Raw genomic sequence first — 23,554 nt, 5'->3', positions numbered from 1 at the left:
ATGGTCGACTGGCTGCCGTATTTTTTCGCTGGGTTATTAGTCGGTGCAGCTTTGGCCGGTATTGTCGGATATAAAATGTTAGTTCGCTGGCAGCATGCGGCTTCAGATATGGAAACCCAACTGCGTAGCCATAGCTTTGAGCTGCAAGTTACGCTTGATGAACTGGCAGAAAAAAACCAACAATTAGAGAAACAGAGCCAGCGCGATGCTCTATCAGGAATATACAACCGCGCATACTTTGACCGGCAAATGAGTGCGGAAGTAAAACGTAGCAGACGTGAACAACGCTCTTTGGCCATTATCTTATTCGACATTGATCATTTTAAAAAAATCAATGACACCTACGGACATTTGGCCGGTGATCAAGCAATTAAGCAGGTATCTGCTGCCATCTTGCAACAGCTTAAACGGCCCGGTGACAAACTGTGCCGCTATGGCGGTGAAGAATTTGCTTTAATTTTGCCTAATACAACGCTAGCAGGCGCCAGGCAACTCGCTGAACAGATCCGACAGTACATGGCAGACAACAAACTGCTGTTAGCAGAGCAGCACGTCTCACTGACGCTCAGTGCTGGCTGCTATGCTGCCATACCACAACCCGCCACAAACAATGACGAGTATATCGCTTTTGCCGACACCGCACTTTATCGTGCTAAGTCTGCCGGGCGTAATCAAGTGCAAAGTTATCCGCCAATGGCGGCGAGCGACTGCCTTGATATACCAGGAGAAGTTAATGAACACTAACCGTTTTTTCCCTGCCAGCCGTTTACGCCGTATGCGCGAACATGACTTTAGCCGTCGTTTAATGGCAGAGCATCAGCTGACGGTAAACGATCTGATTTATCCTATGTTTATTGTCGAAGGAGAAAATCAGCGTGAGGCTATAGCCTCGATGCCTGGGATTGAACGTCTTAGTCTGGACCTGTTGCTAACTGAAGCTAAGCAACTCGTCGAGTTAGGTATTCCGGCTATTGCGCTGTTCCCGGTTATTGCTAGCGGTAAAAAATCACTGCAAGCAGAAGAAGCCTGGAACCCTGAGGCACTCGCACAACGCGCCGTTCGGTTGCTAAAACAACATGTGCCAGAACTGGGCATTATTACTGATGTAGCGTTAGATCCCTTCACGACGCATGGTCAGGATGGCATCATCGACGACAACGGCTATGTGATGAATGACATTACCACAGCAGCCTTGGTCAAGCAGGCATTGTCGCATGCTGAAGCGGGGGCAGATGTGGTTGCGCCATCAGATATGATGGATGGTCGTATCGGTGCTATACGAGAAGCGCTAGAAGAGGCAGGTTTTGTTAATACCCGTATTATGGCGTACTCAGCCAAGTACGCATCCAGCTATTACGGCCCGTTTCGCGATGCCGTAGGTTCTGCCGGTAATTTGAAAGGTGGTAATAAGAAAAATTATCAGATGGACCCGGCAAACAGTAATGAAGCCTTGCATGAGGTAGCACAGGATTTAGAAGAAGGCGCCGATATGGTGATGGTAAAACCAGGCATGCCCTATTTGGACATTGTTCGCCGGGTAAAAGACGAATTTGGCGTGCCCACTTTTGCTTATCAGGTTAGTGGCGAATACGCCATGCATATGGCTGCCATTCAAAATGGCTGGCTAGCGGAACAGCCGGTAATTATGGAGTCATTACTGGCGTTTAAACGCGCCGGCGCCGATGGCATTTTGACCTACTTCGCTAAAAAAGTAGCTATTTGGCTACAACAAAAATAGTTAACGCGAGTCTTTGTATGTCCTCTTTTAAACAACAACCCCGTTTGATAATCAGTCATCAACCAACACCGCTTGAGCAGGCGCCGCGCTTGTCTGCCAAGCTGGGAATTAACTTGCTGTTTAAACGCGATGACTGCACCGGCTTAGCCGGCGGAGGCAACAAAACCCGCAAGCTCGAACATCTGCTGGCTGATGCGCAACAGCAAGGTGCAGACACACTGGTTACCATAGGTGGCTTGCAATCTAACCATGCCAGACAAACTGCAGCGGCGGCAGCCAAATTTGGCTTTAACTGCGAATTGGTGCTGCAAGATGTTCCTGGCACGCCCAGAGTAGACTATTTAACTAATGGCAATATGTTTTTACATGAATTATTAGGCGCCACAGTTCATCAGGTGCCGGTAAAAGAAGATTGTCACCAGTATGCCAATTCGCTTGTCGCACGCTTACAACAGCAAGGCAAAAGGCCGTATCTAATACCTATTGGTGGTTCAAACGCCGTTGGGAGTTTGGGTTATGTCCGATGTGCACTAGAGCTGATCGAGCAACTAGATGAGCAGGCTTTAAAAGTCGATCAGCTTGTTGTCGCCACCGGCAGTGCCGGCACACAGGCTGGTTTACTGGCAGGATTGATTATAGCCGGAGTGGATATTCCGATTCTGGGTATCACAGTAAGCCGTCCCGGGTCAGAGCAAGAACAGCTGGTGTTGACGCTATTACAGCAAATTCTACAACGGCTAGGCCTTGACCCGGTGTTAGCCAACGGGAAAGTGCATGCAAATGGTGACTATTATGGTGCCAGCTATGGCGTTGTCACGCAGGACTCACTTAATGCAATATCAACGACTGCGCAAACAGAGGGGATATTGCTGGATCCGGTGTACACAGGTAAGGCAATGGCAGGATTAATTGATTTATGCCAGCGTGGTATTATTGCAATAGGGAGTACGCAGTTGTTTTTACACACCGGCGGTAGCCAGGCTCTTCCGGCGTATATCTCAGCATTTAACTGAGATTAACCGCTGCCATGTTTATTTAAAAGTGAACTCCCAACCTGCCAGCTGCTGATATTGCAGTTCTTGCTCCAGCTCAGCACGCATTAAAGGATGCTGTTCCAGCCAGCCAATTGGCATTTGTAACATGATCGCCTCACCTTTACTGCTGATGTTAACCTGCGGCAGTACTTCATGCCGCCGACGCATAGACAAAATTACTGCTAAGCGCAAAATTCGGGTTAAACGTACAGTCAGTAATACCGAAGTCATGGTTTGGCGGGCAATAACATCCCGGCTAATATCGGCACGATGGTTATGTACCAACGCCATAACTAATTGCTGTTGGGCGCGGGTAAAACCGGGTAAGTCAGAGTGATTAATTATGTAAGCGCCATGGTGATGGTGGTTTTTGTACTCGATGAGTAGACCTAATTCATGTAGCAAGGCACCACAACGTAACATGCTGTGCCCTTCAAACTTATTCAGATCCCAGCGTATTTGTAACTGATTAGCCAATTCCTCGGCCATTTCAGCCACACGCTCTGCATGTAGCTGGTCAATAAAATACCGCACCATCAAACTTTGTACGGTACGATTGCGCACGTCAGCATGCTGCAGTTGCGGCAGCATGCTGTAAAGCACACCTTCGCGCAGGGCGCCTCCAGACAACGTCATACCGCTAATGTTTAAACAACGAAACAATGCGATTAAAATGGCCAACCCAGACGGAAATACCTGCTTTCGCTCTTGTGCCAAACCAACAATGTTCAATTGTTCCATGCGGCCACATGCCAAGGCTTGCTGCATAATGTCTTCTAAACGGCTTAACGTAATGACTTCATCTTTACCCTGAGCGACGAGGCATTCCTGCATGGCCTGCACAGTGCCAGACGCCCCAACAGCTAGCTGCCAGCCGGTTTGCTGATATTGCTGTGCAATAGCCAATATTTCTTGCTCTGCTGCTGCGATCGCCTGATTAAAATTGTCTTCGCTTAGCTCGTCATCGCTAAAGTATTTTTCTAAATAGGTGACACAGCCCATATTCAGGCTGGATAACAGCAGTGGCGCGAAACCGGCACCAATTACTACTTCAGTACTGGCACCGCCAATATCGATGACTAACCGGTTACTGTCACTGTTGGATGTGTGAGCGACACCAAGATAGATAATACGGGCTTCGTCTTCACCGCTGATAACGGTAACTTTTTGCCCCAGGATGGTTTCTGCTTCTTTGAGGAAAGTTTTAACATTCTTAGCGAGTCGCAACGTGGCGGTGCCAACAATACGGATGTTTTCTGGCGGGATATCCTGCAGCCGTTCAGCAAACAATGACAAGCATTCCCAGCCACGCTTCATCGCTTTACGGCTTAAGACCAAATTATCATTTAACCCGGCGGCTAAGCGTACTTTACGTTTCACCCGACCAATAACCTGGACCGATCCACCAACCACTTTAACCATCAGCATATGGAAGCTATTAGAGCCAAGATCAATCACCGCATAGATATCCTGATGCGGTGATTGGCCGGTTGTTAAGGCCGGATTAACGAGGACGGTTGCGAGGAGCTCTTGCGCCATTACTGCTACGTCCACCTGAGCCACTGCGACTACCGGTTCTTGCCTGGCCAGCACGACGACGGACCCGAGGTTTAGGTGTTTTGATATCATCCAGCAAAGCGCTGGCATCATACTGGCTTACCGGTACCATATGACGAATATAGTCTTCTATCGCGGTAAGATTAAGTGCATAACGTTCACAGGCAAAACTTATCGCTTTACCGCTCTCACCGGCCCGGCCGGTGCGGCCGATACGGTGCACGTAGTCTTCACAATCGTCCGGTAAGTCATAGTTAAAAACATGACTCACTTTGGGTATATGTAAACCACGGGCGGCAACGTCAGTTGCGACCAGAATATCTAACTTACCGCTGGTGAAGTCTTCTAAAATGCGTAACCGTTTCTTCTGGATCACATCACCGGTTAGCAAACCAACACGATGGCCATCCATTTCCAACCAGTTATGTACTTCTTCACACCAGTGTTTAGTATTGGCGAATACAATGGCTTTATCTGGCCATTCTTCTTCCATCAACGTTAATAATAACGGTAGCTTATGCTCATCTGATGGGTAAAACAGTTCTTCACTTATGCGGCTGCCGGTCATTTCTTCCGGCGCAATGTGAATATGTTCTGGTTGATTCATTTTCTCAAACGCCAGTTCCTGCACCTTGTAGGATAACGTAGCGGAGAATAACAGGCTTAAGCGCTCTGTCGCCGGAGGCATACGGTTAAACATAAAACGAATATCTTTAATGAAACCTAAATCGAACATACGATCAGCTTCATCCAGCACGACAACCTGAATTTGTGACAAGTCGTACAAGCCCTGCTTTAAATAATCGATTAGCCGGCCAGTAGTACCAATTAAAATATCTACGCCTTTTTCCAGTAACTGCCGTTGAGTATCATAACCTTCGCCCCCATAAATCAAACCAAGGCGTAAGCCTGCCTTTTCGGCAAGCATTTTAGCATCCTGATGGATTTGTACCGCCAGCTCTCGCGTTGGTGCCATAATAATGGCTCGCGGCTGGCCTGAACCTTTTGGTTCGTGGGTCAGTAAATGGTGGAAGGTCGCTGTTAAGAACGCCAATGTTTTGCCTGTGCCCGTTTGGGCCTGCCCAGCAATATCCTTGCCGGCTAACGCCAGCGGTAAACATTGGGCTTGAATAGGCGTACAATAGCCGTAACCTTGCGCGTTAAGAGCGTCAAGAACCTGTGGTGCCAATGCAAAATCGGCGAATTTATGTGATGTTAAGTGTGTTTTATTCATACGGCGCTAAGCATAACCGTTACGCTTGCAATAAGGAACAGCCACGTTTAAATTGATAACACTTTTTTGCAGCGATGCTGCACAGCACTAGCGGAGACACAAATGAGCGAACATATTTTACAGGTTTCTGATGACAGCTTTGAAACCGACGTACTAAAAGCCGAAACCCCGGTTTTAGTCGACTTTTGGGCAGAGTGGTGTGGTCCATGTAAAATGATCGCTCCGATTTTGGATGAAGTTGCACAGGAATACACGGGTAAAGTCGCCGTGGCCAAAGTAAATATTGATCATAATCCGAATACACCGCCAAAATTCGGCATTCGCGGCATTCCAACCTTACTGTTATTTAAAAACGGTGCGGTAGCGGCGACTAAAGTGGGCGCGCTGTCAAAAACGCAGTTAAAAGAGTTTTTAGACAGCAACATCTAAATAAAATGAAAAAAGGCGTATTTTTATACGCCTTTTTTATTTCACCGCTGGACGCACCCATGGCCAGCTGCTATTGTGTAGCAAATAAATTGTGCAAAACCACGCTTGTCTGTCGAAAAAACCACTTCCAAACCTTATTTTATCGAACCGATAAGCATTACCCTGTTTTTATATCAACAAGAAACCCATCAATATGCATTTAACAGAACTGAAACTAAAGCCAATTAGCGAGCTGGTTGAATTGGCTGAGTCTATGGGCCTGGAAAATATGGCCCGCCTGCGTAAACAGGACATTATTTTCGCCATTTTAAAATCACATGCCAAAAACGGCGAAGAAATTTTCGGTGATGGCGTACTGGAAATCCTGCAAGACGGTTTCGGTTTCCTACGTTCCGGCGATAGCTCTTACTTAGCTGGACCAGACGATATCTATGTGTCGCCCAGCCAGATCCGCCGCTTTAACCTGCGCACCGGTGATAGTATTTCTGGTTTAATCCGACCGCCAAAAGAAGGCGAACGTTACTTCGCGCTGTTAAAAGTTAACGAAGTTAACTTCGGCCGGCCAGAGCAAGCCCGCAACAAGATTTTGTTTGAAAACTTAACGCCACTGCATGCCAACTCTCGTATGCGGATGGAGCGTGGTAACGGCAGCCGTGAAGATATCACCGCACGGGTACTGGACTTAGCGTCTCCGATCGGTAAAGGTCAGCGCGGCTTAATCGTGGCACCGCCAAAAGCCGGTAAAACCATTTTACTGCAAAATATTGCCCAATCTATTGCCGCTAACCACCCAGACTGTGTGCTGATGGTGCTGCTGATTGACGAGCGTCCGGAAGAAGTTACCGAGATGCAACGCCTGGTAAAAGGCGAAGTTATTGCATCTACGTTTGATGAACCTGCTAGCCGCCACGTGCAAGTAGCCGAGATGGTTATTGAAAAAGCTAAACGCCTGGTTGAGCATAAAAAAGACGTTATTATTCTGCTGGATTCTATTACCCGTTTAGCCCGTGCTTATAACACCGTAATCCCTAGTTCAGGCAAGGTATTAACCGGTGGTGTTGACGCTAACGCGCTACACAAACCTAAGCGCTTCTTCGGTGCGGCTCGTAACGTTGAAGAAGGTGGTAGCTTAACCATTATCGCTACTGCGCTGGTTGATACCGGCTCGAAAATGGATGAAGTTATCTACGAAGAGTTTAAAGGTACCGGTAACATGGAAATGCACTTGTCGCGTAAAATCGCCGAGCGCCGTGTGTTCCCTGCTATCGACTTTAACCGTTCAGGTACGCGCCGCGAAGAGCTGCTGGCGTCGCCGGAAGAACTACAAAAAATGTGGATCCTGCGTAAAATTCTCAACCCTATGGACGAGACCGAATGCATGGAGTTCCTGATAGACCGTCTGTTGATGACCAAAACCAACGACGAGTTCTTCGATGCCATGAAACGGCAAAAAAGTTAACTACATAAACCGGCCTTAGCGCCGGTTTTTTCTTGCCCACTTTTAACGGCAAGACGTTGCACTACTTTATTTTTGACAGAAGGAAGTAGCACATGACACGCCCACGCATACTAATTGTTGGCGGAGGAGCTGGCGGCCTGGAACTGGCAACCCGCTTAGGTAATAAGTTAGGCCGTCACACCAAAGCGCATATTACCTTAGTAGACCGTAACCACACTCACATTTGGAAACCCTTACTACACGAAGTTGCTACCGGCACATTAGACATCGAAATTGATCAGCTCAGTTACCGCGCCCATGCCGCTGCACACGGTTTTGATTTTCAATTAGGCCGTTTTGACGGCCTGAACCGGCAACAGCAAAAAGTTATTTTGGCCCCCGTATTTGCTGACGATGGCGAGGAAGTGCTAGCAGCAAGAGAACTGGACTATGACTACTTGGTGTTGGCCATCGGCAGTGTGTCAAACCACTTCAATACCCCTGGCGTAGCAGAGCATTGCATCTTTTTAGATAGTCCGGCACAGGCACAGCGCTTTCATCGACACTTACTTGACGCCTATTTAAAGCTGAATTCACCGCGTCACCCGAAAGAAACGCTCAATATTGCCATCGTTGGTGCAGGCGCTACCGGAGTTGAACTAGCAGCTGAGCTATATCATGCCGCCGCCGAACTCAACTTGTATGGCTTTGCTGACTTACGAAAAGCGCGTTTAAACATCAGTGTGATAGAGGCCGGGCCGCGTATTTTACCTGCGCTACCAGAGCGCATTGCCATTGCTGCGCAAAAAGAACTAGAAAAACTGGGCGTTAAGGTACGTACCAATACTAAAGTCACTGCGGCGAACAGCACTGGGCTGCAGTTAGGAAGTGAACAGTTGGACGCCGAACTGATGGTATGGGCTGCAGGTATTAAAGCGCCAGATTTTTTACATCACCTTGACGGCCTGGAAAACAACCGCATTAATCAGCTACTGGTAAACAGCAAGCTACAAACCACGCTGGACAGCCGCATTTATGCTATTGGTGATTGTGCCGGCTGCCCTTTACCAGACAACAAATGGGTGCCACCACGAGCACAGTCGGCGCATCAAATGGCCAGTTCTGTTGCCGATAATATTTTGGCTGAGTTAAATGGCAAATCGCTACGTGAATTCACCTACAAAGATCATGGATCACTGATTTCGTTAAGCCGCTTTGGTACCGTTGGCAGCCTCATGGGCAACCTGGTTGGTGGCGCCATGATGATTGAAGGCCGCATTGCCAGACTGGCTTATATTTCGCTGTATCGAATGCATCAGGTTGCGCTACATGGCTGGTTAAAGATGTTGGTTATCAGCTTAGTAGCGCGCATCAATCGCATCGTGCGACCGCGCCTGAAGCTACACTAAGGCCTGCTGTAGCCTCCAATCAGTACGAAAGACTCAGTACGCAAGACTTGCTAGGCGGCACCCTGAAGTTGACTTGCAAAATAACAGTCAATTTCGGGTGCGCAATGCCAGTTAACCAATAATATGATGCACCAATGGGGCTGCAGTAACTTGTTCCGCTATCGATAGCGCAGCCAGATACTCTGCAGAAGCTATCGTTGCCGCCTCTATACTGGCAGCGTGCACACAAGCAATGACATCGCCCTGCTGCACTTTGCTACCACCGGCTAAAATATGACTAAAACCGACGGCGGGGTCTATTTGCTGACTAGGGTGAGAGCGGCCGCCACCCAAGCGCACTACTGCCATACCAAGCCCAACAGTATTGGTATAGTTTAGGTAGCCGCTTGTCGGTGCAACAATGTCCTGTACCACAGGTGCGCTTGCGAGATACTGCTGTGGCTTTTCCAGTAAATCAACCGGGCCACCTAAGGCTGAAACCATTTGTGCAAAAATTTCAGCGGCTTTGCCTGAGCTTAAACTGTACTCTAACGCTGCAATTGCGGAGGCTTTATCTTTATGCAGCCCACCCAGCATCAGCATATTGGCGCCAAGTTCCAGTGTTACCTGATGTAAGCGTGGCTCACGGTATTTGCCGGTTAAATAATCCAGCGTTTCAACAACCTCCAGCGCATTACCGGCAGTACGACCTAAAATCTGGTTCATGTCTGTTAGCAGTGCGCGCGTTGGCACACCCGCCCCATTGGCGACATTGACAATGCTGCTGGCCAACGCAGACGCATCATCTACCGTACGCATAATGGCACCATTGCCAATTTTTACGTCCATTACCAAGGCATCTAAACCTTCTGACAGCTTTTTGGACAAAATTGACGCGGTGATAAGGGGGATAGATTCAACGGTGGCTGTGACATCACGAATAGCATATAAGCGACGGTCGGCCGGCGCCAGCTGGCTACTTTGTCCAACAATAACGCAGCCCAATTGTGGTAATAATTGCTCAATTTTATCCAAGGGTTGCGTACAACTATACCCAGGGATCGTTTCCAGTTTATCTACCGTGCCGCCAGTATGCCCTAAGCCACGACCGGCAATGCTGGGCATAAAAGCACCACACGCTGCTACCATGGGTGCCAGCATCAAGGTTACTTTGTCACCCACGCCGCCGGTGCTGTGCTTATCCACCACCGGGCCATTTAGCTTACCTTGCCAGTTTAGTACCGTACCGCTGTCACGCATGGCTAGCGTTAACGCGACGATTTCGTCTACATTCATACCATTTAAGTAAATGGCCATCGCCAATGCCGCTACCTGGCCTTCGCTAAAGCTGTCATCGGTTAAGCCGCGGACAAACTGGCTAATCTCGGCCGGGTTTAACTGGCCACCATTACGCTTGGTTTTAATAATTTCCTGCGGGATCATATATTAAGCTCCAACTTTAGTGCTGTTGGCTAGGTAGGTTGGGGTAAAGGCAGACGGCAGCAACTCAGCCAATGTCCAGCTTTGCTGCTGACCTAAATGGTTGCAACTTGCAACTGGCGAGTCTGGTGTAAAAAATTCGGCGATAACCTGACGACAGATACCACAAGGTGGCGTTAACATCTCTTGCGGTGTATATACCATCAGCGCATCAAATGCACGCTCACCCGCGACCACGGCAGCCGCAATTGCGTTACGCTCCGCACATATTGTGCCGCCATAAGAGGCGTTTTCAACATTACAGCCACTGTAGATTTTACCACTGCTGGCCAATACGGCTACGCCGACGGGGAATTTGCTGTAAGGCGCATAAGCCTGCGCTGCGGCGTTTTTTGCGGCTTGCTGCAAGGCAGCCCAGTTAATTTCACTCACTGGTTAAACTCATGTTAGTTATGGGCATATAGTGTTACTGCGAATAGCGTCCGGGTCAAGCCTGTGTATAGCAATCAATAAAACATACACCGCAATGCATACTGACGGCAGTTTAGATGCGCCTTATAATGCCGGCATAAATAATTAAAGATACGATAATGTGAAGCCCATGAATTACCTCGCCGGCTACCCGGCGCACATTCAGCAGCAAGCTAACGAACTGTTAGACAGCGGACAACTTGAGGCGTATTTGGCGCGCAAATATCCTGCGCCACATCAGGTGCAAAGTGATAAGGCGCTGTACAGCTATATTAACGAATTAAAAAATGACTATATGCGTAATAGCGCACCGCTAAGCCAGGTAAGGTATGACAGCAAGTTAAATGTATTGCAGCAAGCACTCGGTATGCACACCTATCAATCCAGGGTGCATGGTCACAAATTAAAATCGCATAACAGTATTACCGTTGCTGCATTGTTTAAGCAGGCGCCAGCCGAATTTTTACGTATGATCGTGGTGCATGAGCTGGCTCATTTCAAAGAGAAAGAGCATAACAAAGCCTTTTATAAACTCTGCCAACATATGGAGCCCGCCTACCATCAGTTGGAGCTGGATACCCGGCTCTGGTTACTTTGGCGGGATTCGAGTAAGACTTAAATATCGACCAAACAAAACAATCTAAATATGTTCCCGACCTATTTGTCCGGTCATCCAGGGGCTCCAACAGTTCATTTGGAGCAAACCGATCATGATTTTGCCGGTATCAGCGCAAAGGCATCAGTATCTAAATAGGCCGGAAATTGCTGCCGGTATTGGTTTAGCGCAGCTAAGTTAAGTGCTGCTGCTAAAATGGCAGGGCTAGCGGGTGCTACATCAGCCAGTGGCTTGCCCAAAAAATCAACAATCAAGCTATCGCCACGATAGCTAATACCATTGCCGTCCGTGCCTACGCGGTTACACCCCAGCACGTAGGCCTGGTTCTCAATGGCACGCGCCTGCAATAGTGTACGCCAGGCATGGGCCCTTGCCGCTGGCCAGTTTGCCACATACAGTGCGATATCGTAATCGTTGCGGTTACGGCTAAACACCGGGAAACGCAGGTCGTAACATACCTGCAGCAGCAAACGCCAACCACGATACCTAACCACTACACGTTCGTTGCCAGCAACGTAAGCCTGATGCTCACCCGCCATACGAAACAGGTGCTTTTTATCGTAATAGGTTACATCGCCATCAGGGGTAACAAAGTAGCAGCGGTTAACACAACCTTGCTTTATGCGGGTAGCCACAGAACCTACTAGTGCCGCCTGTGTTAAAACCGCCTGTTGCTTTAACCAGTTTAGTGTTTCTCCTTCTGGCTCGGCAATATCGGCACTTTGCATGGAAAAACCACTGCTAAACATTTCAGGCAATACGATAACATCTGCCCCAGTGCAATCTAGCAATTGCTTCGCAAGCTGCAAGCGGTTTGCCGCTGCATCCTGCCAAACCAATTCAGTTTGCAGTACCCTAACATTCAGTTCTGTTAAATCCGGCATAATGCCTCCGCTGCCGCGTTAAGCGTGCTGGCTTGCTTAGCAAAACAAAAGCGAACAATGCGGGCAGTGGGCGGCGTTTGATAAAATACTGATAGCGGGATAGCAGCGACCTTATGTTCTTTAGTTAACCATTGGCAAAAACTCACATCGTCTAAATCGCTTATCGCGCTGTAATCGGCCAGTAAAAAATAACTGCCCTGACAGGGTAATAACGTAAAGCGACTAGCCTGCAACAGGCTGGCAAAATGGTCGCGCTTTTGCTGATAAAACGCGGCCAAGCCACTAACCTGCTGTGGTTGCTGTGCCAACATATCGGCAATAGCATGTTGTGCTGGGGTAAAGCTGGAAAACGTAACGTACTGATGTATTTTGCGAAACTCTGCACTTAATGTCGCAGGCGCTACACAATAGCCCAGCTTCCAGCCGGTGACATGAAAGGTTTTACCAAAAGAGGAAACTATAAAACTGCGGGCCGCCAGATCTGCAAAGCAGTTTGCGCTAAGCTGTGGTGCCCCATCAAACACCATATGTTCGTATACTTCATCACTAATGCAGTACAAATTATGTTTAACCACCAACTGCTGCAAACTGATCCAATCTTGCGGGGTAAACACCATACCGGTTGGGTTGTGCGGGCTATTGACTAAAATAAGCCGGGTACGTGTGGTAATAGCCTCAGCCACCTGCTGCCAATTAATAAGATAGCCTGGGGGCGTCAGAGCAATATGCACAGCCTTGCCGCCACACAGGTTAATGGCAGGCTCATAACTGTCGTACGCCGGGTCAAATACTATTACCTCATCCCCTGGCTGCACCACAGCATTGATGGCAACAAACAACGCCTCTGTCGCACCGCTGGTTACGGTTACCTCTTGTTCGGCATTCACCGTACGCTGGTAGCACCGCTGCACCAAACTGGCAATTTGAGTCTGCAAAGCCGGTATACCTGGCATAGGGGCATACTGATTAAACCCCTGCTGGCTATATGCCGCCAGGGCATCCAACAACAGTGGGTCCGGAGAAAAATCAGGAAAACCTTGCGATAAATTAATCGCTTGGTGCTGTGCAGCCAGTTGTGACATCTGACTAAATATAGTTGTGCCTACCTTAGGCAGTTTGCTTTTAAGTGTCATAGCAGCAAGAAAAAGTTGCGAAAACCGGTTTGAATGCTATCATTTAGCCCGTTTTATGTATAGACATCTAAACGCTTAAACGTATAGCAACCAGGTTTACACTAAATATGAATAATACCGCTCAGCTGCATCAACTTAATCCACATGCCATTGCTTTGTGTGCGTTAGGTCGCTGGATCGCCAGCCGACATTGGGTACCGGCCACCGGCGGTAATTTTTCTATCCGAAGTGGCGAGCACAGCGCATTGGTAACGGCCTCTGGCAAAGATAAAGGCGAGTTAAGCCCGCAGGATTTGCTACCAGTAAGCTGGCAAGATGGTAGTTTAAGCTGCACGGGCACACCGTCAGCCGAAACCGCCTTGCATGCCAGGTTGTACCAGCTTGACCCGCAGATAAAGGCGGTATTGCACACGCATTCGGTACAAGCCACGGTGTTTTCGCGGATAATCAGTGAAGACAGTTACCTGTTTCAAGGCTATGAAATGCAAAAAGCCATTAGCGGAAATACAACACATACCGCAGCTTGTCCACTGGCATTGTTCGACAACACACAGCATATCCCTGAGCTTGCCGACAAGCTCAGTCAACGCTGGCAGCAACAACCATTACATTGGGGCTTATTGGTGCGGGGTCACGGCTTGTATGTATGGGGTCGCAGTCTCGATGAAGCAAAAAGGCATTTAGAAGGTTGGGAGTTTCTTATAAACTGCGAGCTGGAAAGGTTAAAACTAACAAGGTAAGCCGTGAAGTATTCCGCCATTATTACAGACATTGAAGGTACCACCAGTCGCATTAGCTTTGTTACCGACGTGTTGTTTCCTTACGCAGCCACTGAATTGCCAGCGTTTATTCAGGCACAACAACACAACGAAGCCGTCGCCACGCAATTGCAAGCCTGTCGCAACCTAATGCAGCAGCCATCGGCTAGCCTGGCGCAAATTAACGAACAGCTACAACAATGGATAGCACAAGACGCTAAAGTGACACCGCTAAAAGCCTTACAAGGCATGGTGTGGCAGCATGGCTATCAAAGTGGCGCCTTTACCGGCCATGTTTATGCCGACGCTGCCGCACAGCTACATCATTGGCATAACAGCGGCATAAAGCTGTATGTCTATAGTTCAGGATCAGTACAGGCGCAGCAACTGTTGTTCCAACACAGCGATGCCGGTGATTTAACACCATTATTTAGCGGCTATTTTGACACACAGATTGGTGCCAAGCGCGACATATCCTCCTATGCCGCTATAGTGCAGCAACTCCAATTACCGCCGAAACAAATACTGTTTTTGTCTGACGTGACGGCTGAGCTGGATGCTGCCGCACCGCTGGGTATTGATACCGTACAACTTATTCGCGAAGGACAAACCGCAGGCAGCCACAAAGTAGCCAGCGACTTCTATCAGGTTTTGGAGCAATAACAATGAGCCGGTTAACTGTATTTAGTGCCGATAATCCGCAACAAGCGTTGTTTGACAGTAGCGAGCCAGAGGCTATTACACAACAATTACAGGATGCAGGGATCCGGTTTGAACAATGGCACGCCGCCGCCCCAATTAGCCCTGACAGCACAGATGAGCAAATCCTTACAGCTTATGCGGCAGATATTAATCAGCTTAAAGCACAGCGGGGTTACCTTACCGTTGATGTGATCTCACTTAACGCCAACCATCCGGACAAAACGCTATTGCGGCAGAAATTTCTTGCCGAACATACACACAGCGAAGATGAAGTTCGCTTTTTTGTTCGCGGCCAGGGTCTGTTTTGCCTGCATATCAACGGCAAGGTGTATCAGGTGTTATGCCAACAACATGATTTAATCAGCGTTCCTGCTGGCACCACGCATTGGTTTGATATGGGCAGTGAGCCAGAATTTACCGCCATACGGTTATTCAATAATACCGAAGGCTGGGTCGCCAATTTTACCGGTAGCACCATCGCCACCGCTTTCCCATTACTGAACTAAGGCTGCACCAGCGTGGTGCACAGCGTCGCTGCGCTCCCGCTGCAACAAATTAAAACCAAGATTTCTCAGTTAATTAGCACTAAAGCTTGCACTGGCACTGCTATTGCTTATGCTTTGTCATACGGTGCTGCAATACTGTGGCAGTACGCTTATTTATCCCGGGTTTATTATGTTACCAATTCAGACCCCTATGCGGGGCCTACGCTGTTTTTGTGTTGCCGCTGAGTGTTTAAGCTTTAAAGAAACAGCAAAGAAACTGTACTTAACACCATCTGCGGTAAGTCATCAAATTAAACAGCTGGAAGAAAACCTTAACCTGCAGCTGTTCGAGCGCCAAACCCGAGCCATCGTATTGACAGAAGTTGGCAAGCAGTTTTATCTGGCGATAGAGCCGTTAATGCAACAACTCGCCACCACTATTGGCGAATTCAGCCAGGCTGAACGCATGTTAGAAGTCAGTATTTCCATGCCAGAGTTTTTTGCCAGCGAGTTGTTTGTACCCCGGCTTATTGGCTGGTCAGAACAATATGCCAATATCAACCTGAAGCTGGAAACCGTTAAGTCTCGCAGGGACAGCCCCAAGTACACGGATTTGTCGATTGTTTTATCGGGCAAAAAGCCTGTTGAGCAAGAGGCGTACGACTTATTTCCAATAAGCTACGTGCCTGCCTGCAACCCACAGCAGTATCAAAAATGGCATAGCAAAGGCTACCGTGTACTGGAACAAGTACCGCTTATTTTGCATCAGGCACGGCCGCACGCCTGGCACCAATGGGCCGAGCATGTTGGTTACCATAATTTCCAACCCAAGCAGATTATTCAGCTGGACAGCATGTTTAGCGTAGCGCGGGCGGCACAGCAAGGGCTGGGAGTGGCGCTCGTCCCACTGCCAATCAGCAATGGCTGGTTTACCAGTGGCAGCTTACAACGGCTGTTTGAACAAGAACTACTTAGCCGCGATCGCTATTACCTGGTGCGCCACGATGACGACCCCAGCCGGCATGAAATTAAGCTGTTAATTGATTGGGTGTTACAAAGCTTTCACGTTACTCCAGAGGCGTCTTAATTTAACAATACCGGTGCAGCACAACATGACTGCTTGATGACACCGGTAGATGAATAAATTTCACTTATCAGGTTTTTTTTTATCGTTTGTCAGATTTAGTGCTTTTGCTCAAACTTAGCTTGCAGACCAAACATGGCTGCCTGGATGGGAAAATTGGGAGCAACACACTATGAAAGCGAGATCAATTAAATTAGGCAGTTCTTTGGCGTTGATGCTAATGGCCTCGGGTTCATTTTTCGCATCAGCCAACACCAACGGCTATAAAATGGTCATCATTGAAGATACACCTGGTGTTGCGGCATTACAGGCCGGCAAGTTTGACCAGGGTATTAATGAAACACTTGATAGCAACAGTGCAGAAGTGGATAACTTCTCTCGTCAAATGAGCCTGTGCGTCGGTTTTACCAAAAGTAACCAGCTGCAGCAGGCTGAGCAAGCCTGTAATAGCGCTGTGGCGTTAGTACAGCAATTTACCCATGTTAGCGCGGGTGATAAACGTGAAATGCGGGCGCATGCGCTGAGTAACCGTGGTGTATTGCGTCTATCGCAAAACAACAACCTGGCCGCACTGGCAGACTTTAAACGTGCCGCTGAATTAAGCCGCAGCGAAGTTAGCGTACACAACTTACAACGTTTAGAACTTGCCTTAAACAAAGCCAACAATGGCCTTGACCTGGCGATGACCACAGCCGAGTAACACCGAAGTAAACCTTATTCTGCTGACTACAGCAGAACACTGTGCAAATTAAGCGCCTGCACAGTGCCGGCAGCGAACAGAGTAAGCGCCTGTTCATTGCTTAGCTTAACTTAACTTACACTCCCCCGTGTGTATACAGAGTTACATCCCCCCGGTGTAACTCTGTTTTTTTGCGCTAACCCCGACAATGCAACGGCGGCAACACTCGCTCTGGCGGGATCAGGCAAACTGCTGTAATACACCGGCGGCAATATCAGCGTGTGAGTACACACCAGTATCGAATACCCACCCGGTTACCAGAGCTGCGGGCGTAACATCAAATGCCGGGTTAAATACCGGTGCCTGCTCGGGTGCCCATACTGTTTTACCAAAAGCACCGCTAACTCCGCGCACTTCGTCAGCATGGCGTTGCTCTATCGGTATCGCACTACCATCAGCACAGGCTAAGTCTACTGTGGTATGTGGCGCCACTACGTAAAACGGCACCTTGTGGTAATGCGCTAGTACGGCCAGTGAATAGGTGCCTACTTTATTGGCAAAATCGCCATTGGCGGCGATACGATCAGAGCCAACAAATATACGGTCTACCTGACCGCGAGCCATTAACATCGCCGCCATATTGTCGCAAATAAGCTGATATGGAATACCCAGCTGCTGGCATTCCCATGCGGTAAGCCTGCCGCCTTGCAGCAGGGGCCGGGTCTCATCCACCCAAAGGCGGATATTCTTACCCTGCTGATGTGCCAAGCTAATAACGCCCAGTGCGGTTCCTACCCCAGCGGTAGCAAGGCCTCCGGTATTGCAGTGTGTAAGTAACTGCTCCCCCTCTTGCACTAACGCCGCACCATGCTCGGCCATGCGCTGGCACAGTTCAACATCTTCTGCAAACAGCTGCTCAGCGCAGGCAATGGCGGCTAAGGTAAAGTCGGTTTGCTTAAGGGCTGCTAGCATGCTGTCAAGGTTATTCATCAGGTTCACGGCTGTAGGCCGGGCCGCACGCAACACTTCAGCGTCTAGTAGCAGCTGCTCACGACTGTCACCAACACTGGCCCGGTATGCCAGCAGTAAACAGGCGCCAATGCCAATAGCCGGGGCGCCACGCAACTGCAGCGCTTTAATCATGCTAACCATTTGCGGCACGGTTTTGCAGCTGTGCCAAACTTGCTGCTGTGGCAACAACGTTTGATCCAGTACATACAGTTCACCCTGTACCGTTTTAACACTCAGTGCCGTTAAGTTTTTCATCGCTTATTCCTGTTTAGCGTTGCAGACGTCTATCAGGTTTGCGATTATGCAGTCCGTCAATATTCAACACAAGTACAGGACTATACCATGGCCGACTACCGCACCTTTACCACGGAAGATGCCAAACGCTTTGCTGATGAGCACAGCACCTTGTTTGGCGATCACAGCAAGTTGCATTGTGAAGAATTTGGCGACGGTAATTTAAATTTGGTATTTCGTGTCAGTAATGACAAAGGCACCAGCCTTATTGTTAAACAAGCCCTGCCCTATGCGCGTTGTGTCGGTGAAAGCTGGCCGCTAACCATAGACCGTGCCCGCATTGAAGCTGAAGTATTAATTAAGCATCGTAAATTGTGTCCCGAGCACACGGTTGAAGTGCTGCACTATGACCCCGTACAAGCAGCTATTTTAATGGAAGATTTAACCGACTATCGTATATTACGGGCAGAGCTTATCGCGGGTAAGCAGTATCCACACTTAGCCACTCAGCTGGCAGCGTACTTAGCGCAGACCCTGTATTACACCAGTGATTTTGCGTTAACCGGGCCGAACAAGAAACAGCAAGTGGGCCGTTTTTTAAACCCTGAGTTATGCTTGATCACTGAAGATTTGTTTTTCACCGATCCCTACTGTAACCATGAACGCAACAATGTACATGCTGAAATTCGCAGCGATGCGCAACAGCTATGGCACGACGAAGCGCTTCAGGCCGACGTCGCGCAATTAAAAGTCAATTTTCTATCTAAACCTCAAGCGTTACTGCACGGAGATGTACACAGCGGTAGCATTTTTATCAACGATGAAAACTGCAAACTGATTGACGCTGAATTTGGTTTCTATGGCCCGATAGGTTTTGATGTTGGTAGCTTGCTAGGCAACTTGCTACTGAATTATCTGGGACATTTTGGTTTAACAGCTGATGCCGACATCCGTCAGCAACATCAGGCTTATTTGCTCGAACAAATTCAAACCCTCTGGCAAGCGTTTGCCACAAATTTTCAACAGCTTATGAGTAATGAATGCCGCGAGCCCAGCTTGCAAAACAGCCTGTACCAACAGCGCTTTATGCAGCAAGTCTTTGCCGATACACTAGGGTATGCCGGTTGCGAGCTAATCCGCCGCACGGTTGGCTTAGCGCATGTGGCCGATCTGGAACAAATAAGTGACAGCGCAACACGCGGGCAAAGTGAGCGCAAAGCCTTAAAGCTGGGGCGTGAACTCATATTGCAACGCGCAAGCCTGGCGAATATCGAGCAAGTGATCGCGCTGGTGCGCTATCAGTAAATAAGCAGCGATAAACCGATGCCGAAACAGCTTGTTACATTTTAGTACAATGCCTGTCGCCGGCCCACGTTCCAGAATCAGCAACATTGTGGCATGCTGCAAATATAGCTAATTAAAGGACGTTGTAATGATCGCAGCTAAGGAGTTAAGCCGCGTTTTTGGGCAGGGCGAAAATGCTGTGCACGCCTTGCGCAATGTAAGCTTACAAATTGCCGAAAATGAATTTGTAGCTGTCATGGGTAGCTCGGGCTCTGGCAAGTCCACACTGATGAACATTCTTGGCTGTCTGGACACCCCTAGTAGCGGCAGTTATCAGCTCGACAATCAACTTATCGGTCAGTTAGACGACATCAGCCTGTCGGCTATGCGCAATCGCCATATTGGTTTTATTTTTCAATCATTTCATTTACTGCCCCGCTTAACTGCAGCGCAAAACGTCGCCTTACCCCTTCGCTATACCGACACCGACCCGGCAGAGGCGCTAGCACGAGCTAATACGCTATTGGAGCAAGTTGGGCTGGGCCATAGAACAAGCCATAAACCGCACGAAATGTCAGGCGGACAACGGCAGCGCGTTGCTATTGCCCGGGCACTAATCAACCGGCCTAAAGTGATATTTGCCGATGAACCTACCGGCAACCTTGACAGTAAAACGTCGAAAGAAATTATGCAGTTGCTTTGCGACTTACACAGCAAAGGCAATACCATTGTTATGGTAACGCACGAAGATGAAATCGCCGCCTATGCTAACCGGGTTATCCGTATGCGCGACGGCCAAATTTTACAGGACAGTGGATGTTAGCCACATTTTTTAGCTTACTATTGCTCAGCAGCGCAACAGAACAACCGATGCCGTTATTGTTAACGGGTACTTTGCAGTCAGCAGATAAGCAAACCGTCGTATCGCCCATGAGTGATACCTGGCGCGTACAGGTGCAGTGGCTGCATCCGGAAGATGAACCGGTAAAGCACGGCGATCTCATAGCCGTGTTTGATGCTGGCAATATAAAAACGCAAATCGAACAGCTTAAAAGCGCCATTATTAACCATGAAGAACGGCTAAATCAGTTAAAAAGTGAACACAAGCAAAAGGTTATGGAAGCGGAATATGAACTAGAACGCCGTCAGCTACTACTGGAAAAAGCCGGTATCGACGCGTCAGTACCGCTGGCAAACTTAAGTGCGTATGATTACGAACAATATCAATTAGAGCTTAAACGGGCGCGCACAGAATCAGCCAAAGCAGCAGAACAACTTGCGGTAGCACGTATTACAGCAAAGTCAGCCTTATCCAAACAACAACTGCAACTGGAACAATCGCAGGCGGAACTGCAAGACGCCGACGTGCAACTGGGGCAAATGAGCGTAATCGCCACCCAAGATGGCACTATCAGTTATGGTACACACCCGTGGTATGGCACTAAAATTTATGCCGGTATTACTGCGCAGCCAGGTTGGAATATTGCCGAGCTTAATCGTTCCGACAGCCTGTATATTGAAGCCTGGGTGCATGAAACTGATATACCCAGGTTACAGCAGCATGTATTTACTGCTCGATTTGACATAGCGCCACAATCGCCATTTCCTATTACCTTGAGCGAGGTTGCGCGCCAGGGTGAAAAGCGTCAAAGCTGGGGCAATGCGCTGTATTACAAGGCTGTTTTCATGTCGGAACGCTTTCCGGTTTCACAACCAATGCTTGGCATGGGCTTACTGATAGAGGTAACACAACCATGACACGCCATTTCATTACCTGCAGCCTGAGCCTGCTTATGCTAGTGGCGCTTAGTGCTTGCCAACCAGAACAGCAAGCTGTGGTAGAAACGGTTAATCGTCAGGTGCGCGCCACCGGCGAGCTTACCGCAGCCAACGCTTTTAAAGCCTCACCACCTAGCGTAAAACATTTGTGGCAATACAATATTAAACAACTGGCGCCCGAAAGTAGCCTGCTGAAAGAAAATGATCTGGTTGTGGCGTTTGATGCACAAACCCAGATAGATGAACTAAAAAACAAAAGTATTGAACTGCAAAGTGCCGGGCAAGAACTGGCAAACCGCTTACGCAGCGACGAACAACGTTTTGAAGAATTAAAGCTTACGCTGGCAGAGCGTAATATGGAATTCGACCGCGACAAACGCAAAGCCGAGATTGTCGACCAATCACGCTCTGCCAATGACCGGCGTAAAGCGCAAATTGACTTCACCATCGCTAACAATCAAAAGCAGTTGGCTGAAGCCCGTCTGGCCAGCCATCAACAGCAGCGCAAAGCGGAAGAACAAATGTTATTGGCCAAAGTAAGCCGGTTACAGGCTGAAGTGGATGATTTAAAGCGCAGCATTGACAGTATGCAGGTAAAGGCCCCCTTTGCTGGCGTGATGGTTTACAGCCAAAACTTTGATGGTGAAAAGTTTTCCACCGGTGATACCGTGCAGTTTGGTCAACCAGTGGCCGAAGTTAGCCAGCTGGACAGCTTATATATTAAAGCAGAAATAGACGAAATCGATTTAAAACAAATACATCCGGGGTTGCAGGTTGAAATTACATTGGATGCCTACCCGGAAAAGCGTTTTCTTGGTGTACTGCAAAGCCTGGGTAATGCGGTAAGGGACAAGTCCCGTGATAATTTACGCCGTGTAGTAGATGCAAGAGTGAGTTTGGACTCAGTAGATACCGACACCATGCGTCCAGGCATGACAGCAAGGCTTAATATTCAATTGGCAGCCCCTGCGGGAGGTGCAGATGCGCCATAATAACGCTTACTGGCTAAGTGCATTTTGCGCCATTGCCCTTGCTGGCTGCAGTGAACCTCAACTGCAAGTGCCCGTGTATCCGGTAGTTGAAGATACCCTAGTGCATAAAATAAATGCCGACGGCGAATTGTTTGCCGTTAATTCTGTCAGTATCAATGCCCCAAAAACAGTGCAGGGCCCCCGCTTTATTGCGTCACTCGCCAAAGAGTATTCTGAAGTGCAACCTGGCGATGTGGTCGTAACATTTGATGCCACCCAACTGCTTCGATCCAAGGTAAAAGCCAGCTCCGGTTTGGGAGCCGTCGTCGCTGATGAACAACAAAAACTGGCTGAACAACAAAACGAACAAACCGCAATTGGCCTTGACCAAACATTGAACGGCCATGAGTTTTCTTTCGCTGATCGTTTCAGTATTGACGATGTGCAAATTCGCTCGCGGTTAGAAATTCTCGACTCAATGCAGAACAAAGAGTACTTGGGTGACAAACGCGACTATTTAGGCTGGCAAGAGCAAAGTTTTTCCCAGCGTAGTAACGGTGAGCTGGAGTTGCTGCAACTGCAACGTAACCAACAGCAAAGCTTATTGCAACAGGCTGAAAGTGGCTTGGCTGCGCTGGAAATCCGTTCGCCACACCAAGGTATTTTGTTGTTCGAAGCTAATTGGCGTGGCGAAAAGCCGGAAGTGGGCGGCATGGTGTTTCCTGGCGCTCGGATTGGCAGCATTCCGGATCTAAGCCTGCAACATATAAAACTACAGGTTATTGAGCAGGAAGCCATAGGCTTGGCCGCGGGCCAAAAAGTAACCTTTGCATTAACAGCCTGGCCGGACGACAACCTGACAGGTGAAGTCGTATCTGTAGCGGCAGTTGCCCAGTCTCGCGAGCGACGTGACCCGCGAAAATTTATTGAAGTGGTTGTTGCGCCAACCCGGCAAGACCCCCGCTTTATGCCGGGTAATAAAATACTTGCTGAGCTTTGGGTCGATGAAACTGACAACATACTGATGATCCCGTTACAAGCTATTTTCAGTGATCAGCAACAGCTCTATGTCTACAAACGTGATGGTACACACTTTGTAAGGCAACCCATCGAAATCGGTAAAAAGAGCCTGAGCCACGCCCAAATCAGCCGTGGTTTGCAAGCGGGTGATCAAATAGCCCTGATTAATCCGGAGCGTTGAGGCG

24 protein-coding genes are annotated in these 23,554 nt (G+C 48.6%); 17 read left to right on the top strand and 7 right to left on the bottom strand.

Annotation, left to right across the window (positions count from 1 at the left end; translation table 11 throughout):
* The 3 genes from ORJ00_RS05745 to ORJ00_RS05735 are packed head-to-tail and all read left to right on the top strand — an operon-like array spanning nucleotide 1 to nucleotide 2,751.
* Nucleotides 1–744 (top strand): GGDEF domain-containing protein, encoded by a 744-nt coding sequence (locus tag ORJ00_RS05745; RefSeq protein WP_306139271.1) that lies wholly within the window; start codon nucleotides 1–3, stop codon nucleotides 742–744.
* Complete coding sequence (gene hemB / locus ORJ00_RS05740; RefSeq protein ID WP_305976266.1) at nucleotides 734–1,738, top strand: porphobilinogen synthase; 1,005 nt, start codon at nucleotides 734–736, stop codon at nucleotides 1,736–1,738. The genes ORJ00_RS05745 and hemB overlap by 11 nt, the downstream gene beginning before the upstream one ends.
* 17 nt (nucleotides 1,739–1,755) lie before the next feature.
* Nucleotides 1,756–2,751, top strand: a complete 996-nt coding sequence (locus ORJ00_RS05735) for a D-cysteine desulfhydrase family protein (RefSeq protein WP_306139270.1) — start codon at nucleotides 1,756–1,758, stop codon at nucleotides 2,749–2,751.
* An 18-nt stretch (nucleotides 2,752–2,769) separates the two neighbouring features.
* Here ORJ00_RS05735 and gppA read toward each other — a convergent pair whose 3' ends face one another.
* Together gppA and rhlB are read right to left on the bottom strand one after the other, a co-directional pair.
* On the bottom strand, nucleotides 2,770–4,335 hold the full coding sequence (gppA, locus tag ORJ00_RS05730; RefSeq protein ID WP_370304639.1) for a guanosine-5'-triphosphate,3'-diphosphate diphosphatase: 1,566 nt from the start codon (nucleotides 4,333–4,335) through the stop codon (nucleotides 2,770–2,772).
* Nucleotides 4,277–5,563, bottom strand: coding sequence for an ATP-dependent RNA helicase RhlB (gene rhlB / locus ORJ00_RS05725; protein WP_027671210.1), 1,287 nt, complete (start codon nucleotides 5,561–5,563; stop codon nucleotides 4,277–4,279). Before rhlB ends, gppA begins: the two co-directional genes overlap by 59 nt.
* A gap of 102 nt (nucleotides 5,564–5,665) precedes the next feature.
* Between rhlB and trxA the strand changes: the two genes are divergently transcribed.
* The 3 genes from trxA to ORJ00_RS05710 all read left to right on the top strand — a co-directional run bounded on the left by trxA (nucleotide 5,666) and on the right by ORJ00_RS05710 (nucleotide 8,839).
* Nucleotides 5,666–5,992, top strand: a complete 327-nt coding sequence (gene trxA, locus ORJ00_RS05720; RefSeq protein ID WP_027671211.1) for a thioredoxin TrxA — start codon at nucleotides 5,666–5,668, stop codon at nucleotides 5,990–5,992.
* A 193-nt stretch (nucleotides 5,993–6,185) separates the two neighbouring features.
* Nucleotides 6,186–7,451, top strand: coding sequence for a transcription termination factor Rho (gene rho, locus ORJ00_RS05715; protein WP_027671212.1), 1,266 nt, complete (start codon nucleotides 6,186–6,188; stop codon nucleotides 7,449–7,451).
* A 92-nt stretch (nucleotides 7,452–7,543) separates the two neighbouring features.
* Nucleotides 7,544–8,839 carry an NAD(P)/FAD-dependent oxidoreductase gene (locus tag ORJ00_RS05710; RefSeq protein WP_306136624.1) on the top strand — a complete coding sequence of 432 codons (1,296 nt, stop codon included), beginning with the start codon at nucleotides 7,544–7,546 and terminating at the stop codon, nucleotides 8,837–8,839.
* 111 nt (nucleotides 8,840–8,950) lie between these two features.
* On the opposite strand, the gene deoA is transcribed toward ORJ00_RS05710, so the two are convergent.
* Both deoA and ORJ00_RS05700 read right to left on the bottom strand, forming a co-directional pair.
* Nucleotides 8,951–10,261 carry a thymidine phosphorylase gene (deoA, locus tag ORJ00_RS05705; RefSeq protein ID WP_027671214.1) on the bottom strand — a complete coding sequence of 437 codons (1,311 nt, stop codon included), beginning with the start codon at nucleotides 10,259–10,261 and terminating at the stop codon, nucleotides 8,951–8,953.
* Between the two features lie 3 nt (nucleotides 10,262–10,264).
* Nucleotides 10,265–10,690: a cytidine deaminase gene (locus ORJ00_RS05700; RefSeq protein WP_027671215.1), complete on the bottom strand. Its 426-nt coding sequence runs from the start codon at nucleotides 10,688–10,690 to the stop codon at nucleotides 10,265–10,267.
* Nucleotides 10,691–10,859: 169 nt separating this feature from the next.
* Here ORJ00_RS05700 and ORJ00_RS05695 point away from each other — a divergent pair, with 169 nt between their 5' ends.
* Nucleotides 10,860–11,348 carry a YgjP-like metallopeptidase domain-containing protein gene (locus tag ORJ00_RS05695; RefSeq protein ID WP_037054439.1) on the top strand — a complete coding sequence of 163 codons (489 nt, stop codon included), beginning with the start codon at nucleotides 10,860–10,862 and terminating at the stop codon, nucleotides 11,346–11,348.
* An 89-nt stretch (nucleotides 11,349–11,437) separates the two neighbouring features.
* On the opposite strand, the gene ORJ00_RS05690 is transcribed toward ORJ00_RS05695, so the two are convergent.
* Both ORJ00_RS05690 and ORJ00_RS05685 read right to left on the bottom strand, forming a co-directional pair.
* Nucleotides 11,438–12,229 (bottom strand): amidohydrolase, encoded by a 792-nt coding sequence (locus ORJ00_RS05690; protein WP_306139268.1) that lies wholly within the window; start codon nucleotides 12,227–12,229, stop codon nucleotides 11,438–11,440.
* Nucleotides 12,217–13,362: a methionine aminotransferase gene (locus ORJ00_RS05685; RefSeq protein WP_306139266.1), complete on the bottom strand. Its 1,146-nt coding sequence runs from the start codon at nucleotides 13,360–13,362 to the stop codon at nucleotides 12,217–12,219. Before ORJ00_RS05685 ends, ORJ00_RS05690 begins: the two co-directional genes overlap by 13 nt.
* A 107-nt stretch (nucleotides 13,363–13,469) precedes the next feature.
* On the opposite strand from ORJ00_RS05685, the gene ORJ00_RS05680 reads away from it, so the two are divergent.
* From ORJ00_RS05680 to ORJ00_RS05660, 5 genes are all read left to right on the top strand, one after another.
* Nucleotides 13,470–14,102: a methylthioribulose 1-phosphate dehydratase gene (locus ORJ00_RS05680; RefSeq protein ID WP_306136627.1), complete on the top strand. Its 633-nt coding sequence runs from the start codon at nucleotides 13,470–13,472 to the stop codon at nucleotides 14,100–14,102.
* Between the two features lie 3 nt (nucleotides 14,103–14,105).
* Entirely contained in the window at nucleotides 14,106–14,783 is a 678-nt protein-coding gene (mtnC, locus tag ORJ00_RS05675; RefSeq protein ID WP_306136628.1) for an acireductone synthase, read from the top strand.
* 2 nt (nucleotides 14,784–14,785) lie between these two features.
* Complete coding sequence (locus tag ORJ00_RS05670; protein WP_305976742.1) at nucleotides 14,786–15,328, top strand: 1,2-dihydroxy-3-keto-5-methylthiopentene dioxygenase; 543 nt, start codon at nucleotides 14,786–14,788, stop codon at nucleotides 15,326–15,328.
* 169 nt (nucleotides 15,329–15,497) lie between these two features.
* Nucleotides 15,498–16,394, top strand: coding sequence for a LysR family transcriptional regulator (locus ORJ00_RS05665; RefSeq protein ID WP_305976741.1), 897 nt, complete (start codon nucleotides 15,498–15,500; stop codon nucleotides 16,392–16,394).
* A 169-nt stretch (nucleotides 16,395–16,563) separates the two neighbouring features.
* On the top strand, nucleotides 16,564–17,091 hold the full coding sequence (locus tag ORJ00_RS05660) for a hypothetical protein (protein ID WP_306139265.1): 528 nt from the start codon (nucleotides 16,564–16,566) through the stop codon (nucleotides 17,089–17,091).
* A gap of 219 nt (nucleotides 17,092–17,310) precedes the next feature.
* Here the strand turns inward: ORJ00_RS05660 and mtnA are convergent, their stop codons facing one another.
* Complete coding sequence (gene mtnA / locus ORJ00_RS05655) at nucleotides 17,311–18,336, bottom strand: S-methyl-5-thioribose-1-phosphate isomerase (RefSeq protein WP_305976739.1); 1,026 nt, start codon at nucleotides 18,334–18,336, stop codon at nucleotides 17,311–17,313.
* Between the two features lie 87 nt (nucleotides 18,337–18,423).
* On the opposite strand from mtnA, the gene mtnK reads away from it, so the two are divergent.
* The 5 genes from mtnK (at nucleotide 18,424) to ORJ00_RS05630 (ending at nucleotide 23,550) form a co-directional block, all read left to right on the top strand.
* Nucleotides 18,424–19,620: an S-methyl-5-thioribose kinase gene (gene mtnK / locus ORJ00_RS05650; RefSeq protein WP_306139264.1), complete on the top strand. Its 1,197-nt coding sequence runs from the start codon at nucleotides 18,424–18,426 to the stop codon at nucleotides 19,618–19,620.
* Between the two features lie 127 nt (nucleotides 19,621–19,747).
* Nucleotides 19,748–20,422: an ABC transporter ATP-binding protein gene (locus ORJ00_RS05645; protein WP_306139262.1), complete on the top strand. Its 675-nt coding sequence runs from the start codon at nucleotides 19,748–19,750 to the stop codon at nucleotides 20,420–20,422.
* Nucleotides 20,416–21,357 carry an HlyD family secretion protein gene (locus ORJ00_RS05640; RefSeq protein ID WP_306139261.1) on the top strand — a complete coding sequence of 314 codons (942 nt, stop codon included), beginning with the start codon at nucleotides 20,416–20,418 and terminating at the stop codon, nucleotides 21,355–21,357. Before ORJ00_RS05645 ends, ORJ00_RS05640 begins: the two co-directional genes overlap by 7 nt.
* The gene (locus tag ORJ00_RS05635) at nucleotides 21,354–22,370 is read left to right on the top strand and encodes an HlyD family secretion protein (protein ID WP_306139260.1); all 1,017 of its coding nucleotides are present in this window, start codon (nucleotides 21,354–21,356) and stop codon (nucleotides 22,368–22,370) included. The genes ORJ00_RS05640 and ORJ00_RS05635 overlap by 4 nt, the downstream gene beginning before the upstream one ends.
* Complete coding sequence (locus ORJ00_RS05630) at nucleotides 22,360–23,550, top strand: efflux RND transporter periplasmic adaptor subunit (protein ID WP_306139259.1); 1,191 nt, start codon at nucleotides 22,360–22,362, stop codon at nucleotides 23,548–23,550. Before ORJ00_RS05635 ends, ORJ00_RS05630 begins: the two co-directional genes overlap by 11 nt.
* Nucleotides 23,551–23,554 lie beyond the last annotated feature (4 nt).

The organism is Rheinheimera baltica, from assembly GCF_030731985.1.
Lineage (GTDB): Bacteria > Pseudomonadota > Gammaproteobacteria > Enterobacterales > Alteromonadaceae > Alishewanella > Alishewanella baltica.
The sequence above is the reverse complement of the archived record's forward strand: the minus strand, read 5'-3'. Positions and strand labels throughout refer to the sequence as shown.

Excerpts from the sequence above, each read along its gene's own strand:
- ORJ00_RS05710 (WP_306136624.1), top strand. The coding sequence starts at position 7,544 with ATGACACGCCCACGCATACTAATTGTTGGCGGAGGAGCTGGCGGCCTG.
- mtnA (WP_305976739.1), bottom strand. The coding sequence starts at position 18,336 with ATGAAAAACTTAACGGCACTGAGTGTTAAAACGGTACAGGGTGAACTG.
- ORJ00_RS05670 (WP_305976742.1), top strand. The coding sequence starts at position 14,786 with ATGAGCCGGTTAACTGTATTTAGTGCCGATAATCCGCAACAAGCGTTG.
- ORJ00_RS05630 (WP_306139259.1), top strand. The coding sequence starts at position 22,360 with ATGCGCCATAATAACGCTTACTGGCTAAGTGCATTTTGCGCCATTGCC.
- ORJ00_RS05680 (WP_306136627.1), top strand. The coding sequence starts at position 13,470 with ATGAATAATACCGCTCAGCTGCATCAACTTAATCCACATGCCATTGCT.
- ORJ00_RS05745 (WP_306139271.1), top strand. The coding sequence starts at position 1 with ATGGTCGACTGGCTGCCGTATTTTTTCGCTGGGTTATTAGTCGGTGCA.
- mtnK (WP_306139264.1), top strand. The coding sequence starts at position 18,424 with ATGGCCGACTACCGCACCTTTACCACGGAAGATGCCAAACGCTTTGCT.
- rho (WP_027671212.1), top strand. The coding sequence starts at position 6,186 with ATGCATTTAACAGAACTGAAACTAAAGCCAATTAGCGAGCTGGTTGAA.
- ORJ00_RS05645 (WP_306139262.1), top strand. The coding sequence starts at position 19,748 with ATGATCGCAGCTAAGGAGTTAAGCCGCGTTTTTGGGCAGGGCGAAAAT.
- rhlB (WP_027671210.1), bottom strand. The coding sequence starts at position 5,563 with ATGAATAAAACACACTTAACATCACATAAATTCGCCGATTTTGCATTG.
- ORJ00_RS05735 (WP_306139270.1), top strand. The coding sequence starts at position 1,756 with ATGTCCTCTTTTAAACAACAACCCCGTTTGATAATCAGTCATCAACCA.
- ORJ00_RS05690 (WP_306139268.1), bottom strand. The coding sequence starts at position 12,229 with ATGCCGGATTTAACAGAACTGAATGTTAGGGTACTGCAAACTGAATTG.
- ORJ00_RS05640 (WP_306139261.1), top strand. The coding sequence starts at position 20,416 with ATGTTAGCCACATTTTTTAGCTTACTATTGCTCAGCAGCGCAACAGAA.
- ORJ00_RS05660 (WP_306139265.1), top strand. The coding sequence starts at position 16,564 with ATGAAAGCGAGATCAATTAAATTAGGCAGTTCTTTGGCGTTGATGCTA.
- trxA (WP_027671211.1), top strand. The coding sequence starts at position 5,666 with ATGAGCGAACATATTTTACAGGTTTCTGATGACAGCTTTGAAACCGAC.
- ORJ00_RS05665 (WP_305976741.1), top strand. The coding sequence starts at position 15,498 with ATGTTACCAATTCAGACCCCTATGCGGGGCCTACGCTGTTTTTGTGTT.
- ORJ00_RS05685 (WP_306139266.1), bottom strand. The coding sequence starts at position 13,362 with ATGACACTTAAAAGCAAACTGCCTAAGGTAGGCACAACTATATTTAGT.
- ORJ00_RS05695 (WP_037054439.1), top strand. The coding sequence starts at position 10,860 with ATGAATTACCTCGCCGGCTACCCGGCGCACATTCAGCAGCAAGCTAAC.
- ORJ00_RS05635 (WP_306139260.1), top strand. The coding sequence starts at position 21,354 with ATGACACGCCATTTCATTACCTGCAGCCTGAGCCTGCTTATGCTAGTG.
- hemB (WP_305976266.1), top strand. The coding sequence starts at position 734 with ATGAACACTAACCGTTTTTTCCCTGCCAGCCGTTTACGCCGTATGCGC.
- deoA (WP_027671214.1), bottom strand. The coding sequence starts at position 10,261 with ATGATCCCGCAGGAAATTATTAAAACCAAGCGTAATGGTGGCCAGTTA.